The organism is Variovorax sp. GW821-FHT09B01, assembly GCF_059418345.1.
Map to the genome: position 1 here is coordinate 655281 of NZ_JBWKPQ010000002.1, position 14399 is coordinate 669679.

General features: G+C 71.7%; 18 protein-coding genes. 3 read left to right on the forward strand and 15 right to left on the reverse strand.

Features of this window, described 5'->3' with window-relative positions; all coding sequences use genetic code 11:
- Positions 1 to 11 precede the first annotated feature (11 nt).
- The 8 genes from AC07RV_RS10040 to AC07RV_RS10075 all read right to left on the reverse strand — a co-directional run bounded on the left by AC07RV_RS10040 (position 12) and on the right by AC07RV_RS10075 (position 6509).
- Positions 12 to 1025: an LD-carboxypeptidase gene (locus tag AC07RV_RS10040; RefSeq protein ID WP_296787928.1), complete on the reverse strand. Its 1014-nt coding sequence runs from the start codon at positions 1023 to 1025 to the stop codon at positions 12 to 14.
- On the reverse strand, positions 1022 to 2128 hold the full coding sequence (gene tadA, locus AC07RV_RS10045) for a tRNA adenosine(34) deaminase TadA (RefSeq protein ID WP_296787926.1): 1107 nt from the start codon (positions 2126 to 2128) through the stop codon (positions 1022 to 1024). The genes AC07RV_RS10040 and tadA overlap by 4 nt, the downstream gene beginning before the upstream one ends.
- The gene (locus AC07RV_RS10050; protein WP_208509095.1) at positions 2118 to 2342 is read right to left on the reverse strand and encodes a hypothetical protein; all 225 of its coding nucleotides are present in this window, start codon (positions 2340 to 2342) and stop codon (positions 2118 to 2120) included. Before AC07RV_RS10050 ends, tadA begins: the two co-directional genes overlap by 11 nt.
- A gap of 1 nt (position 2343) precedes the next feature.
- A complete protein-coding gene (locus AC07RV_RS10055) occupies positions 2344 to 2997 on the reverse strand; it encodes an FMN-binding negative transcriptional regulator (RefSeq protein ID WP_296787924.1) in 654 nt (217 codons plus the stop codon).
- A gap of 70 nt (positions 2998 to 3067) precedes the next feature.
- Entirely contained in the window at positions 3068 to 3772 is a 705-nt protein-coding gene (locus AC07RV_RS10060) for an ankyrin repeat domain-containing protein (RefSeq protein ID WP_296787922.1), read from the reverse strand.
- Positions 3769 to 4287 (reverse strand): GlcG/HbpS family heme-binding protein, encoded by a 519-nt coding sequence (locus AC07RV_RS10065; protein WP_296787920.1) that lies wholly within the window; start codon positions 4285 to 4287, stop codon positions 3769 to 3771. The genes AC07RV_RS10060 and AC07RV_RS10065 overlap by 4 nt, the downstream gene beginning before the upstream one ends.
- A gap of 108 nt (positions 4288 to 4395) precedes the next feature.
- Positions 4396 to 5025: a response regulator transcription factor gene (locus AC07RV_RS10070; protein WP_296787918.1), complete on the reverse strand. Its 630-nt coding sequence runs from the start codon at positions 5023 to 5025 to the stop codon at positions 4396 to 4398.
- On the reverse strand, positions 5022 to 6509 hold the full coding sequence (locus AC07RV_RS10075) for a sensor histidine kinase (RefSeq protein WP_296787916.1): 1488 nt from the start codon (positions 6507 to 6509) through the stop codon (positions 5022 to 5024). Before AC07RV_RS10075 ends, AC07RV_RS10070 begins: the two co-directional genes overlap by 4 nt.
- Before the next feature lie 66 nt (positions 6510 to 6575).
- Between AC07RV_RS10075 and AC07RV_RS10080 the strand changes: the two genes are divergently transcribed.
- Positions 6576 to 7637 carry a DUF72 domain-containing protein gene (locus tag AC07RV_RS10080; protein WP_296787914.1) on the forward strand — a complete coding sequence of 354 codons (1062 nt, stop codon included), beginning with the start codon at positions 6576 to 6578 and terminating at the stop codon, positions 7635 to 7637.
- Position 7638: 1 nt separating this feature from the next.
- Here AC07RV_RS10080 and AC07RV_RS10085 read toward each other — a convergent pair whose 3' ends face one another.
- Positions 7639 to 8121 carry a RidA family protein gene (locus AC07RV_RS10085; RefSeq protein WP_093341840.1) on the reverse strand — a complete coding sequence of 161 codons (483 nt, stop codon included), beginning with the start codon at positions 8119 to 8121 and terminating at the stop codon, positions 7639 to 7641.
- 187 nt (positions 8122 to 8308) lie between these two features.
- Between AC07RV_RS10085 and AC07RV_RS10090 the strand changes: the two genes are divergently transcribed.
- Positions 8309 to 8926 (forward strand): DUF2726 domain-containing protein, encoded by a 618-nt coding sequence (locus tag AC07RV_RS10090; protein ID WP_296787911.1) that lies wholly within the window; start codon positions 8309 to 8311, stop codon positions 8924 to 8926.
- On the opposite strand, the gene AC07RV_RS10095 is transcribed toward AC07RV_RS10090, so the two are convergent.
- Genes AC07RV_RS10095 through AC07RV_RS10120 form a run of 6 tightly spaced genes read right to left on the reverse strand, consistent with a single transcriptional unit; the run spans position 8905 to position 13344 of the window.
- A complete protein-coding gene (locus tag AC07RV_RS10095) occupies positions 8905 to 9225 on the reverse strand; it encodes a non-heme iron oxygenase ferredoxin subunit (RefSeq protein WP_208509101.1) in 321 nt (106 codons plus the stop codon). The two genes, AC07RV_RS10090 and AC07RV_RS10095, sit on opposite strands and share 22 nt — an antisense overlap.
- Before the next feature lie 29 nt (positions 9226 to 9254).
- Positions 9255 to 10214 carry a Bug family tripartite tricarboxylate transporter substrate binding protein gene (locus AC07RV_RS10100; protein WP_296787908.1) on the reverse strand — a complete coding sequence of 320 codons (960 nt, stop codon included), beginning with the start codon at positions 10212 to 10214 and terminating at the stop codon, positions 9255 to 9257.
- Positions 10211 to 10579 (reverse strand): chorismate mutase, encoded by a 369-nt coding sequence (locus tag AC07RV_RS10105; protein ID WP_296787906.1) that lies wholly within the window; start codon positions 10577 to 10579, stop codon positions 10211 to 10213. Before AC07RV_RS10105 ends, AC07RV_RS10100 begins: the two co-directional genes overlap by 4 nt.
- A 3-nt stretch (positions 10580 to 10582) precedes the next feature.
- On the reverse strand, positions 10583 to 11065 hold the full coding sequence (locus tag AC07RV_RS10110; protein ID WP_296787904.1) for an aromatic-ring-hydroxylating dioxygenase subunit beta: 483 nt from the start codon (positions 11063 to 11065) through the stop codon (positions 10583 to 10585).
- On the reverse strand, positions 11062 to 12321 hold the full coding sequence (locus tag AC07RV_RS10115) for an aromatic ring-hydroxylating dioxygenase subunit alpha (protein WP_093341829.1): 1260 nt from the start codon (positions 12319 to 12321) through the stop codon (positions 11062 to 11064). The genes AC07RV_RS10110 and AC07RV_RS10115 overlap by 4 nt, the downstream gene beginning before the upstream one ends.
- A 30-nt stretch (positions 12322 to 12351) precedes the next feature.
- Positions 12352 to 13344 (reverse strand): 2Fe-2S iron-sulfur cluster-binding protein, encoded by a 993-nt coding sequence (locus AC07RV_RS10120; protein WP_296787901.1) that lies wholly within the window; start codon positions 13342 to 13344, stop codon positions 12352 to 12354.
- Positions 13345 to 13472: 128 nt separating this feature from the next.
- On the opposite strand from AC07RV_RS10120, the gene AC07RV_RS10125 reads away from it, so the two are divergent.
- Entirely contained in the window at positions 13473 to 14387 is a 915-nt protein-coding gene (locus tag AC07RV_RS10125; RefSeq protein ID WP_093341826.1) for a LysR family transcriptional regulator, read from the forward strand.
- The last annotated feature ends 12 nt before the right edge of the window (positions 14388 to 14399 follow it).

Consider the following 14399-nt stretch of genomic DNA (forward strand, 5'->3'; position numbering starts at 1 on the left):
CGCTTGGCGCCTCAGTGCGCGTGGCCGTGGTCGGCGTGGTCGCCGTGCGCGTGGCCGTGATCGTGGCCATGCGCATGCCCGTGCGGCCTCGCGCTGCCGTGCGGGTGATGGCCCCAGACCATGAACACGTCGCGCCCGTCGGCCGCGAGCTCGACCTTCGCGCCCACCGGCAGCAGCACCTTGGTCGGCACGTGGCCGAACGGCAGGCCCGCGATCACCTGCACCTTGCGCAATTGCGCGCGCAGCCGGTCGATCACGGTGTCGAGGCCGAAGCCGCGGTCGTAGCCCGGCACCTTGCGCATGCCGGTGAACTGGCCGAAGACGATGGCGCGCTGGCGCCCGAGCACGCCGGCCATGCGCAGCTGCTCGAGCATGCGCTCGATGCGGTACGGGTGCTCATTGGTGTCCTCGATGAACAGCACGCCCTGGTCGACCGCCGGGAAGTACGGCGTGCCGAGCAGGCTGGTCAGCACGCAGAGGTTGCCGCCCCACAGCACGGCGTCGTGCACGGGCTTGAGCTTGATGCCGGCATCGCGCACCGGCATGCGCCAACCGGTGCCCTCGCCCTGCCCGCTCGCGAGATCGTCGAAGCAGGCTTCCATGATGTCGTCGGGCCCGGCCTCGGCGCCGAAATCCTCGCCCACCGCGGGGCCGGCCCAGGTCACGGCGCCGGTCTTCGCGAGCAGCGCGTTCTGCAGCGCGGTGAAGTCGCTGAGGCCGACGAACTCGGTGCCGCGCTCGATGGCCTTGGCCACCTTCTTGAACGGCACGCCGTCGAGGATGCGCGTGAGGCCGTAGCCGCCGCGCGCGATCAACGCGATGTCGGCCCCGCTCGCGGCCGCGCGGCCGATGGCCGCGAGGCGGGTCGCGTCGTCGCCGGCGAAGCGCTGGTGGAAGGACAGCGCGGCCTCGTCGACCTCGACCTCGTGGCCCAGTGCCTTCAGCCGCGCCACGCCGCGCCGGAACGCGGCCTTGTCGCGCACCGCGCTGGAGGGGGAATAGATGTAGATGTGCTTGTTGCTCACGGCGTCGAGTATCCCATCGCGGCGCGCGCGGCCCCGGCCAGTGCCAGTGCCTGCGCGCGATCCGGCCCCGAGGACCGGGCCAGCGGGCCGAGCGCGCGCAGCGCGGCCTCGAAGCCGCGGTCGGGGAACGGCGCGCGCCAGGCATCGCGCACGCGCTCGCCGCCCTCGGGTGCGGCCAGCAGCGCCGCGAAGCGGCCCGCGGGCGCGGCCGCGTGGAGCGCGGCCGCCAGGTCCGCGCCGGCCTGCGAGTGCAGCAGCACCATCGGCGCGGGCGGCAGCCGGGCCAGCCATTCGAGCAGCAGGTCGCGATGCCACTCGAGGCTGTGCGCGGCCTCGCGCTTGGGCTTGTCGCTCTTGCCGAAGCCGATCAGGTCGGGCACCCGCACGCGCAGCCCGGGCAGGCCCACGAGATGGCGGAAGGCATAGCCCCATTCGCCCGGGCCATGCAGGCACAGGCAGGTCGCCTCGACGGCACCGCCATCGGCCGGCCCTTCCTCGACGTAGTGCAGGCGCCAGCCGCGCTGCGACGGCAGGTCCTGCACGTGGTGCGGCGCGAAGGCGTAGTCCGCCAGCGCCTCGAAGCGCTCGGGCGGCGTGCGCAGCGCATCGTCGCGCAGCGGCTGCGCCTGCTCGCGCGCGGCCGTGCGCCGGCGCTGGAAGAAGTCCTGCAGCAGCGCCGCGCAGTCGGACGCCAGCACGCCGCCTTGCACCTGCGTCTGGTGATTGAGCTGGGGCAGCGCGAACAGGTCGAGCACCGAACCGGCCGCGCCGGTCTTGGGATCGGCGGCGCCATAGACCACGCGCGCGAGCCGCGCATGCAGCATCGCGCCCGCGCACATCGCGCAGGGCTCGAGCGTGACGAACAGCTCGCAGCCCTCGAGCCGGTAGTTGCGCAGCGCCTCGGCACCGGCGCGCAGCGCATTGATCTCGGCATGGCCGCTCGGATCGTGGCCGCCCACGGGCGTGTTGCGGCCGGTGGCGATCACGCGGCCGTCCTTCACCAGCACCGCGCCCACGGGCACCTCGCCGGCCTCGGCCGCGCGCCGCGCCTCGGCCAGCGCGAGCGCCATGAAGCCGTCGTCGTTCAAGGGCTCACTCGTCATCGGGCATCTTGCGCTGCGACTGCTGCATCGCGGCGTCGAGGGCCTGCTTGTACTGGTCCTGCACCTGGCGCGCCTGGTCGCGCACCGTGGCGGGCGTCGTGGCATCGCCGCCGGTCGACACCACCGGCGCGGCCGCGCCCGCAAACTGCTTCTTCGCCACCAGCGCGACGATCGCGAGCGCGACCACGAGGCCGATCAGTCCGAGTCCGCGCATCTCAGGCCGCGCCCTTCGCGGGCGCCTCGGCGCCGGTCAGCCCGAGCCGCTCCATCCACACCGACAGCGCGCGCTCGTCGCCCGACCCGGCCGCATAGCGCTCGTGCATCGCCGCATGCGATTCGCGCCGGTGCTGGTTGAGCTTGATCTTGCATTGCAGCGCGGTCACGCGCAGCTCGAAGCCCACGATGCCGGCCAGCATCTTGAGCTGGAATTCCTCGCCGAGGTCGCGCCACTGCTGCGCATAGGCCGGCTCGTGCTCGCCGATCAGGCGCTTGAGCAGCGCGTCCTTGGCCGGTGCGTCCTCGACCAGCCGGGCCTCGACCGTGCAGTGCACCGCGAGGTAGTTCCAGGTCGGCACGCGCGCGAGGTCGGGATAGACCTGCGGCGACAGGTAGGCATGCGGCCCGAGAAAGGTGGCGACCGCGCGCGGCCGCGCCTGCAGGTAGCGCCAGTGCGGATTGGGCTTGGCGCAGTGGCCCCACAGCACCAGCCCGCCGCCCTCGCCCGTCCTCTGCTCGGCCACCAGGGGCAGGTGCGTCACGTACGGCAGGCCGTCGTCGTCGGTCGAGATCAGGCTCGCGAACGGATGGGCGCGCATCAGCTCGAGCGCGACGGCGGGATCCTTGGCGTTGAACTGCGGGGGCATGTACATGGGACGAATCCTTGGGACGGCGAGGCCCGATTGTCCCCGAGCCGCCCGGCGCCCGCGCCCCGCGTTCTGCTCAAGGCGCGCCGGCGGCCCGCAACTGGTCGGCCATCGCCGTGTAGCCGCGCGCCACCGCGAGCTGCAGCGGCGTGCGCCCTTGCCGGTCGGCCAGCGAGAGCCTGGCGCCGGCGCCGATCAAGGCCGCCAGCGTGCGCTGGTGCCGCGCGCCGCCGTCGCCCAGCACCACGGCCTCGATGGTGGCGGTCCAGTGCAGGTTGTTGACATGGTCGAGCGGCGCGCCGGCTGCGATCAGCTGGCGCACCACCTCGTCGTGGCCCAGGTGCGCGGCCGCGATCAGCGCGGTGCCGTCGTAGCGGCTCGTGACCTGCTTCGCGCTCGCGCCCAGCGACAGCAGCAGCGCCAGCGTGGCCGGATCGTCGGCCACCGCAGCGATGGTCACGGCGTCGTAGCGGTCGTCCTCGAGCAGGTCGAGCGAGGCGCCGGCCTGCGCCAGCAGGCGGATCGCCTCGCGCTGGCGCGCATGCGTGGCCACCTGCAGCGCCGTGCGGCCACGGGCGTCGCGCGCATCGAGCGACGCGCCGCCCGCGACCAGCGCGCGCAGCCGCGGCAGGTCGCCCTGCCAGGCCGCGCGGTGCAGGCCCTCGTAGGCCTTGGCCTCGGCCACGCTGGGCGCGACCTGGGCCATGGCTGCGCCCGGCACGCCCGCGCCGAGCGCGAGCGCCAGGCCGGCGGCGAGCCGAAGCGCGCGCGGCGTCTTCATCCCAGCAGGCCCTTGACCTTCTCGAGCGCGGCGTTCGCGCACTGGTCGTCGAGATGGCCGCCGGGCGCGCCGCCCACGCCCACGGCGCCGATCACCTCGTTGCCCGACTTCACGGGCACGCCGCCGCCCAGCAGCAGGAAGCCCGGCAGGTAGACCAGGTTCGCGGCGCCGGGGTTCTTCTGCGCGTTCTCCATCATGGCCTGCGTGGGGCTCTTGGCCGAGGCCGAGGTCCAGGCCTTGCGCTCGCTCGAGGCCAGCGTGTGCGGGCCGGCGTTGTCGGCGCGCTGCACGGCGCGCACGGTGCCGGCGCGGTCGACCACGGTGGCGGCCACGTTGTAGCCGTTGGCGGCGCAGGCGGCGACGGCCTCGGCGGCGATCTGGTTGGCCAGTGCGAGCGAGATGTTGCGCTCGGTGCGCACCGCGGCGGGCGCGCTGGTCTGGGCCTGGGCCAGGGTGGAAGCGGCCAGGCCGACGACGGCGGCAGCGAGGGTGGCGAGGCGAAGCGACGAATGCATGAAAGGGTCTCCAGTGAGTGGCGCCGGCCCGTTGCCGGCGGCTGTGCCACTGTAGGAAAGGCGCGCCGGCGCGGCCATTCGTACGGCTGCGGGCCGCGCTCCGTAGTTCTACGGAGCGCTGCTATCAACCAGCAGCGCGTAGCGCCGGATCAGCTGCGCCAGCGAATCGCTCTCGAGCTTGGCGAACAGGTTCGCGCGGTGCGTCTCCACCGTGCGCGGCGACAGCGCGAGCTCGCGCGCGATCTCCTTGTTGGTGAGGCCGGCGACGATGAAGGCCAGCACCTCGCGCTCGCGCTCCGACAGCTGCGCCACCCGCTCGCGCGCCGCCTGGTCGGCCTGCGAACGCTCGCGCGAGCGCACGTGCTGGCGCACCGCCTGCTGCAGCGCTTCGAGCAGTTGCTCGTCGTCCACTGGCTTCTCGAGGAACTCGGCCGCGCCGGCCTTGAAGGCACGGCGGCACATCTCGACCGTGCCGTGGCCGGTCAGCATGATCACGGGCTGGTCCACGCCCTGCGCCACCAGCCGGTCGAGCACGGTCAGCCCGCCGATGCCGGGCATGCGCACGTCGAGCACGATGGCGCCGATGCCGCTGCGGTCGAAGCCCGCGAGAAAGGCCTGCGGATCGGCCCAGGCCTGCACGCGCAGGCCCACGGTGCCGATCAGCAGCGCGAGGCTGTCGCGCACGGCCTGGTCGTCGTCGATCAGGTGCACCAGCGGGGATTGGGGCTGGACGTTCATCGGGCGCTTTCTTCCAGCCGCAGCCGCAGGGTGAAGCGCGCGCCGCGCGGCAGCGCATGGGCGGCCTCGAGGCTGCCGCCCATGCCGCTGGCCAGCGTCTCGCTGAGGCTCAGGCCCAGTCCCAGGCCGCCTTCGCGCGTGCTGAAGAAGGGTTCGAACAGCCGCGGCAGGGCCTCGGGCGCGATGCCGCGGCCGCTGTCGACGATGGCCAGCGTGCCTTCCTGGCCCTGGCGCGCGAGCTCGACCTCGATGCGCCGCTCGCCCGCGGGCACGCCCTCGAGCGCCTGCAGCGCGTTCATCAGCAGGTTGTGCACGATCTGCTCGAGCGCCACCGGCTCGCCGAGCACGCGCAGCGGCGGCTGGGCCGCGGCATCGAAGCGCACCGCGACACCGCGCTGCTCGAACTCGGGCGCCAGCAGGTGCATCGCATCGCGCACCACCTCATGCAGCGCCAGCGGGCGCAGCTCGCCACCGGCCTCGGGCCGCTCGATCACGCGCCGCAGCCGCCCCACCACGCCGGCCGCGCGCCGCGCCTGTTCGACCGCCTGGCCCATGGCACCGCGCGCGGTGGCGATGTCGGGCGGCTCCTCGTCGAGCAGCCGGCGCGCGGCCTGCGCATTCGCGAGCACGGCCGTCAGCGGCTGGTTGAGTTCGTGCGCGAGGCCGGCCGACAGCTCGCCGAGCGCGTTGAGCCGCGCGACCTGGCCGAGCCGCAGCAGCTCTTCCGCGCGGCGGCGCGCCACGCGCTGGCGCTGCGCGGTCCACAGGCCCGCGACCAGCAGCGCCATCGCCAGCGTCCACAGCGCGATCGCGCGCCAGGGCAGTTCGGACCAGCCCACCTGGCGCTGCGCGAAGAGGTCGAAGGGCTGGCTCGGCGAGGCCAGCACCTTGGTGAAGTCGAAGCGCCAGCCGCCCTCGCCGATGCGGCCCGGCTGCAGCACCAGCTGCTGGCCATCGCGCTGCAGGCTCAATCGCACCGGGCTTTGCTGCGGGTTCATCGGCCAGTCGCGCCAGGGCACGGTGCCCGCGAGGTCGATGGCCAGCGCGTAGCTGACCGGGTCGGCGCCGATCGCCAGCAGGTAGCGCCCGTGCGGCAGGTCGAGCGCCGCGTATTCGGCGCGGTGCAGTTCACGCGAGCGCGCCTCGGCCCGCGCCAGCGCCTCGGCCTGCGGACCCGGCGGCCAGGCCTCGTCGCGCGCGCGCCGCTGCACGCCGAGGATCGACGCGTACACGGCGGGCAGCCGCTGTTCGGGACGGTCGGCCGCGCCGCCGCCGCTCGCGGGCTCGAGCAACGCGAGCGTGGCCAGCACCGCGTCGTACTGCACCACCTGCTGGCTCATCAGGCGGTGCGCGATGCGCGCGTCGGTGTCGAAGGCCTGGTGCAGTCGCTCGATCTCCGCGCGCGCGAGCCAGACCGCGCCGATGGCCGACAGCGCCAGCCAGGCCAGCCACCATCCGCCGCGGGTGCGCAACCACTGTTTCATGGCGCGGATTGTGCCCGGCAGGCAGGCGCCGGCCGGGCGAGAATGCGCGCCCGAGGCATCAGTGCAATGCAGGACCATCTTTTCCCCGACCTCCCCGGATCTCCCCCTTCGGCGACGCCCGCCCCTCCCACGGACGACGCCCCGGCCCCGAAGAAATCGCGCGGCGGCACCGTGCAGCCGGCGCCGGCCGATCCCGCGCTGGTCGACCTCGCGCTGCAGCTGCCGCCGCAGTTGCGCTTCGGCGGCTCGTCATGGAACTACCCGGGCTGGGCCGGCCTCGTGTGGGACGGCGAGTACGCCGAGGCCGTGCTGTCGAAGAACGGGCTCGCGGCCTATGGCCAGCATCCGCTGTTCCGCACCGTGAGCCTGGACCGCAACTTCTACCGCGCGCTCACCGCGAGCCAGTACGCGCGCTACGCGGCGATGGTGCCCGACGACTTCCGCTTCGTGGTGAAGGCGCCGAGCGTGGTGACCGATGCCACGGTGCGCGACGAGAGCGGCCGCGGCACGCAGATCAATCCGGCCTTCCTCAGTGCCGACCTCGCGGTGCGCGAGTTCGCCGAGCCCGCGCTGCAGGGCCTGGGCCACCGCATCGGCGCGCTGGTGTTCCAGCTGAGCCCGCTGCCGCGGCCCGTGCTGGCCGATGTGCCGCTGCTGCTCGAGCGCCTCGCCGCGATGATCGCCGCGCTGCCGGCGCTGACGCCGACCGCGCCCGACGCGGTGGTCGCGGTCGAGGTGCGCGACCCGCAACTCATGACGCCCGAGTTCGCCGCCATGCTGCGCAGCGTGGGCGCCACCTGGTGCCTGGGCCTGCACGCGAAGATGCCGCCGATCGAGGACCAGTTGCCGATGCTGCGCGCGCTGTGGCCGCGCCCGCTGGTGTGCCGCTGGAACCTGCACCGGCGCCACGGCCGCTACGGCTACGAGGACGCCGAGAAGCTCTACGGCCCGTTCGACAAGATCGTCGACCCCGATCCCGAGACGCGCCAGGCGCTGGCGCGCGTGATCGCGGGCACCGTGAAGGCCGGGCAGAACGCCTTCGTCACCGTGAGCAACAACGCCGAGGGCTGCGCGCCGCGCACCGTGGCGACCCTGGCGCAGGAAGTGGCGGACCTGCTGCTGCGCTGAATCAGTCGACCGCGACGGTCATCTCGACCTCGACCGTCGCGTTCTTCGGCAGCGCATAGACGCCGACCGCCGTGCGCACATGCACGCCCGCGTCGCCGAACACCTCGTGCAGCAGGTCCGAGGCCGCGTCGGCCACCTCGCTGTGCTGCGTGAAGTCGGCGCTGCATTGCACGAACACGCCCACGCGCAGCACCTGGCGCACCGCGTCGAGCGAGCCGAGCTCGCGGCGCAGGATCGCGAGGGCGCGCAGCGCGCAGATCTGCGCGCCCTCGCGTGCCTGCTCGAGCGACACGGTATCGCCCGCGCGGCCCGTGACCATCACCGTGGTGCCCACGCGCGGCACCTGGCCGCTGATGTAGACGGTCTGGCCGTCGCGCACGGCCGACGCATAGTGGCCGCCGACGCGGATCTCGCCCTCGAAGCTGTGGCCGAGCGCGGCGGCGATGCGGTCGGCGGTCTGTTGGCGATGGGCGGAGGCGGTCATGGGCGGAATTTCCAGCTGAAAGAAAAGGCGCCATCTTCGCCGCACCGGCGCGCCGCGAACAGATACAGCGCCCGCGAAATGCAGCCGCAACAGAGGCCGCGCGCAAGCCCTGGTCCGAGGCTTCGAGGGGCTTGCCAAGGCCCTCGCTTTCACTCGTGCGAGACTCGCCGCTGAAGGAGAGTTACAGATGAATACATTTCTATTCGTGGTCGTTCTGGCGACCCTCGCCCTGCTCCTGTTCGTGCTGATCGCCCAGAAGCGCAACGACAGCCGCGGCGGTTTCGTCGAACGCCCGCGTCCGCGCGCGCCGCTCAACGAACGCCAGCAGGCCATGTACCACCGCCTGGTGCAGACGCTGCCCGACCTCGTGGTGCTGCCGCAGGTGAGCTTCGGCGCCCTGCTCACGGCGCGCACCCGCGCCGCGCGCAGCGGCTTCGGCCGCAAGATCGCCGACTTCGTCATCTGCGACCGCAACTTCGAGGTGGTGGCCGTGGTCGGCCTCGACGAGAAGGCCGGCCGCAAGGAGCGCGCGCTGCGCGAGACCCACGACGCGCTGCTGGTCGATGCCGGCTACCGCGTGCTGCGCTATGCGCGCGTGCCCGACGTGGGCCGCGTCGAGGCCGACTTCGATCCCTCGCTGGCCACGCCGCGGCTGCAGATCGGCCCGCGCTTCCTCGAGGCGATGGCGCTCGAACGGCCGGCCTTCAAGCCCTCGACGCACCAGTGGCATCCGTCGAAGGCCAAGCGCCGGCGCCGCGAGCGCCCGCGCGAGCTGCCCGCCGATCAGCCCTCGAACGCGAGGTAGACCCGCCCGTCCTCGATCTTCACCGGATAGCTGCGCAGGTCCTCGGTGAGCGGCGCGCACATCGCCTTGCCGCTGCGCACGTCGAAGCGGCCCTGGTGCAGCGGGCACTCGATCTCGTGGCCCTCGAGGAAGCCGTCGCACAGCCGCGCATGGCCGTGGGTGCAGATGTTGTCGGTGGCATGGATGCCGTCCTCGGTGCCGTAGAGCGCGATGTCGCGGCCCTGCACGTCGATGCCGATCACGTCGTCGGCGGGGACATCGTCCACCGCCGCGGCGTCGATCCAGGTGATCGTGGTCATGTTCTTTTCCTTCGTGGCGTGGGTGGCTGTCAGTCGGGCTTGAGGCCCGTGCGCTCGATCACCGGCTTCCAGCGCCGCAGTTCCTCGCCCATGAACTTCGCCAGCGCCTCGGGCGTGCTGCCCACGGGATCGAAGTAGGCGGTCTGCAGGCGCTTCTGCACCTCGGGGTCCTTGAGCACCGCGGCGATCTCGCGGCTCATGCGCTGCACGATCGCATCGGGCGTGCCCCTGGGCGCCATGTAGGCGAACCACGGCACGGCCTGGATGTCGGCCAGGCCCGATTCGCGCAGCGTCGGCAGCTCGGGCAGCAGCCCCGAGCGCTCGGCCGAGGTCACGGCAATGGCCTTGAGCCGGCCGGCCTTGGCCTGCGGCATCACCGACACCGGCGGCAGGCAGGCGAACTGCACGTCGCCCTGGATGATCGCGGTGACAGCCTGGCCCGAGGACGCATAGGGAATGTGGACCGCGAAGGACCGGGTCTTGAGCTTGATGAGCTCCACGCCCAGGTGCGAGATCGAGCCGTTGCCGGTCGAGGCGAAGTTGAACTGGCCGGGGTTGCGCTTCATCGCGTCGAGCCAGCCCTTGACCGAGTCGACGTTCATGCCGTTCGACACCGCGCACACATTGGGCGTGGTGGCCGCGAGCGACACCGGCACCAGGTCCTTGAACGGGTCGTACGGCAGGTTCTTGTAGAGGATGGTGTTGTAGACCAGCGGCGCATTGACCGAGAGCAGGAAGGTGTAGCCGTCGGGCGCGGCCTTCGAGGCCTGGTCGGTGCCGCTGTTGCCGCCCGCGCCGGGCTTGTTCTCCACGATCAGCGGCTGGCCGATGCGCGAGGCGAGCTTGTCGTTGACGATGCGCGCGAGGATGTCGGGCGAGGCGCCGGCGGCGAAGGGCACGATCACGCGCACGGGGCGCTGCGGCCAGTCCTGGGCCTGGGCCGTGATGGCGACGGTGGCCGTGGCGGCCAGCACGAACAGCGTCTTCATGGCCTGGCCTCCACGTCCACCATGCCCAGGTGGTCCTGCTGCTCGCGCGCGATGAAGCCCGCGATCAACGCGCGGTAGGCGGCCTCCACCACCTCGGGATAGGCGCCCTCCTGCTCGGCCAGCGCCCTCACCTTGGCTATCACCTCCTGCTGACGCCGCGGCGCCGAGACCTGGAAGGCATCGCGCTTGAAGCGCGCCGCGTCCTTCACGTAGCGGCCGCGCTCGGCCAGCAGCGCGACGATCCTGCGGTCGAGCGCGTCGATGTTCTCGCGCACCTCGGCGAGGTTGGCGCACAGCGGCCGGTAGGCCGGGTCGGTGAAGCGGCGCAGCGGCGCGCCATGGGTCTCGGGTTCTTTGTCCTGCATGGCTCAGATCGGATAGATGATGGAATTAGGGATCATTTCGCTGTCGAACACGCACAGGCGCGACGCGAACTTCAGGCCTTCGGGCGTGGGCACCACGCGGTCGATGTAGCGGCCCACGTTGAACACGGTCGAGGGCCCGTCGAGCTTGGTGCGGAACACCGCGTAGTTGGCCTCGCTGTGGATGGCGCCGTCGTCATCGACGCCGTGCACCACCGGCAGCCCGACCACGTGGCGCTGGTAGTACGGGTCGTGGAACAGCGTCTCCTGGATGCCGTAGACGCGGTCCTCGAGCATGCCGCGGCTCTCGAAGGACAGCGTGGCCAGCGGCAGGCCGCGCTCGTGGTTCTCGCGCGGCTGCAGGCGGTAGCTGCACTGCTCGGTGAAGAAGGCCGGCCACAGGCTCCATTGGCCCGAATCGACCGCGTGGGCATAGGCCGCGTAGAGCCGCGCCAGGTCGAGGTAGGCGGCGGGGTCGAGCTGCTTCATGCGGCCTCCATCACTTCGCGCCAGTAGCGGTACATGCCGCGGATCAGCGTCTCGGTCACCATGTGGTCGGTGTTCTCGACCTCGCGCCCGCCGAGCTCGGCCAGCGTGCGGTGGTAGGGCTTCTGCTCGAAGCCCTGCTGCGAGAACTCGATCACCTCGCCGTCGTCGGCCGACACGAAGCCCGCCGGCCCGAACAGGTTGGCCTGGCGCAGGCGGCGCTGCGTCATCTCCTCGCTGTCGTCCTCGAAGCCGAAATGGGTCCAGACGAAATCGAAGGCGTCGTGGCCCACGGGCTGGATGTGGCGCGTCGACACGCTGTTGACCTGCTGCTGCAGGATCAGGCTCGGGAACAACGTCATCATCACCGCGGTCGGCCCGCCCCACCAGGGCTCGGGCACGATGTCGAGGAAGCGCGGGTCCTTGAGCTGCATGCTCTCCTTGAAACTAGCGACCTGCGTCACCTGCGCGGCCTTGCCCGCGCTGCCGCGCGTGGAGATCATCGCGGCGTGGCGCCCTCGCGCATCCATCTTGAGCTCCGACTTGTTGTCGGCGCGCCAGAGCCCGAAGGTCACGAACCAGGTATGGAGCAGGCCCGGGTGGTACGGGTCCTTGATGTTCTCCTGCATCAGCTTCCAGTTGCCCGGGATGCGCTGGCGGCTGTAGCCGAGGATGGTGAGCTTGCGGCCGTCGAACAGCCGGTCGAAGTAGCGCAGGATCTCGGGGCCGAGGAAGTCCTCGAAGGATTCGATGTCGTGGTCGAAGGAGGCGAACACCACGCCGCCGCGCCGCGCGACCTTGAGCTTGTTGAGGCCGTTCTCCTCGAGCTTGAAGTCCCCCGGCATGCCGCCGTTGACCTTGCCGTCCTGCTTCACGCCGCGGCGGAACGGCACGCCCTGCAGGTCGCCCTTGAGCGAGTAGTTCCACTGGTGGTAGGGGCAGACGAAGTCCTTGCGGTTGCCCTGGCGCTCGCGGCAGAACTGCATGCCGCGGTGCGCGCAGACGTTCTCCACCACGTGGATCTCGCCCTCCATGTCGCGCACCAGGATCACCGAGCGCTCGCCGACGGCGGTGCGCTTGAAGTCGCCGGGGTTCGGGATCTCGGCCTCGAGGCCGACGTAGCACCAGTGCTTCTCGTAGAAGAAGCGCTGCAGCTCCTTCCTGTGCAGTTCCTCGTCGGTGTAGGCCTTGAACGGGATGCGGCTGGTCTGCTCGTTCTCCCAGCGCAGCTCGATGGGGAACACGGCTTGCGTTGTCATCGCGGGTCTCCTTGTCTTTCCGGCAATTCTTCAGGTGCCTTGCAGGTAGAAGGCATCGGCATGGATCTGCTCGGGCGCGAGGCCGCGGCCTCGCACCAGCTGCGTCACGGCCTCGACCATCGGCGGCGAGCCGCAGAGGTAGGCGCGCCAGCCCTCGAGGCTGCCGGGCCAGTCGGCGCGTATCGCGTCGGTGATCAGGCCCAGGCGCTGGCCCGCCTCGGCCGGGCCGGCGACCACCACCACCTGCACCGTCAGGCGCGGATGCAGCGCCTGCAGTTCGCGCAGCTCGGCGAGGCCATAGACGTCGGCCCCCGAGCGCACGCCGAGGTAGAGGTGGATCGACTGCTGCGTGAGCCCGGCCTCGATGGCGCCGCGCACGATCGACAGGATCGGCGCCAGCCCGGTGCCGCCGGCCGCGCAGAGCATCGGCCCGCGGTGCTTCGTGCGCAGGTAGGCGGTGCCCAGCGGCCCGCTGACGCGCACCGCGTCGCCCACGCGCAGCTGCTCGAACACATGCGCGGTGACGCGGCCGCCGGGCACGCGGCGCACGTGGAACTCGAGTTCGTCGTCGCGGCCGAGGCCCGCCATCGAGTACGGCCGCGCGAGTCCCGGCGCGAACTGCAATTGCGCGTACTGGCCCGGCGAGAACTCGAGCGGCTTGTTGGGCTTGAGGCGCAGGCGGCGGATGTCGTGGGTCAGCGTCTCGATGCCGGTCACCGTGGCCTTGAGCACCCGCGCCGGATGCACCACCACCTCGTCGGGCTCGGGGATCTCGATCGCGCAGCTCTCGGTCAGGGTGGCCTGGCAGGCCAGCACGTAGCGCTCGCCCTGGCTGTCGGGGCGGATGGCATCCTGGCCCGCGTCGAGCACCTGGCCCGACACCAGCTTGCAGCGGCAGGTGCCGCAGCGCCCGGCCATGCAGCTGTACGACACCGGCACATGGTGCTCGCGCAGCACCTCGAGCAGGTTCGCGCCGGGGCGGACCTCGAGCGTGCGGGCCAGGGGGTGGATGTGCAGGTCCATCGGATGTTCTTCTCGTGGGCGGGCGCGGTGCGCCGGTTGTCTCGGGGACGGATGATGCGCGGCCCTCGCCGATTGACCAATAGAATTCCGTGAATCCTCTTCATCACCGAAATGAATAAAGGTCCGGCATGCAGCTCAAGGACATCGACCTCAACCTGTTGCTGGTGTTCGACCGCATGCTGGCCGAGAAACGCGTGTCGGCCGTGGCCGCGTCGCTGGGCCTGTCGCAGCCCGCGATCAGCAATGCGCTCGCGCGCCTGCGCAAGCTGCTGGGCGACGAGCTGTTCCTGCGCACCGCGCGCGGCATGGAGCCCACGCCCTTCGCGCTGCAGTTGGCCGAGCCGGTGGCCTATGCGATGGGCGCGCTGCACACCGCGCTCAACCAGCAGGTGGTGTTCGACCCGGCCACCAGCACGCGCGCCTTCGCGCTCGCGATGACCGACATCGGCGAGATCTACTTCACGCCGAAGCTGATGGCCGCGCTGTCGGCCGTGGCGCCGGGCGTGACCATCAGCACCGTGCGCAACAACACGGCCACGAATCTGCGCGAGGAGCTCGAGGCCGGCCATGTCGACCTGGCGATCGGGCTGCTGCCGCAGCTCAAGTCGGGCGTGTTCCAGCGCCGGCTGTTCCGCCAACGCTACGTGTGCCTGTTCGCCGGCAGCCATCCGCTCGCGAAGAAGCGCAGCGTGTCGCTCAAGGACTTCGTCGCGGCCGACCACGTGCTGGTGCAGGCCGCGGGCACCGGCCACGGCAAGGCCGACGACGTGATGGCCGCGCAGGGCATCCAGCGGCGCATCCGGCTGCGCGTGCCGCACTTCGTGGCCATCGGCCACATCCTGCGTTCGGGCGACATGATCGCCACCGTGCCCGAGCGGCTCGCGCAGAGCATCGCCGAACCCTTCGGGCTGGTGTGGCGCCCGCACCCGGTGGCGCTGCCGCAGATCGCGATCAACCTGTTCTGGCACGCCAAGCTGCACCGCGACCCGGGCAACCAGTGGCTGCGCGGCCTGTTGTTCGACCAGTTCGCCGACGGCGACTGAGCACGGTCTTCG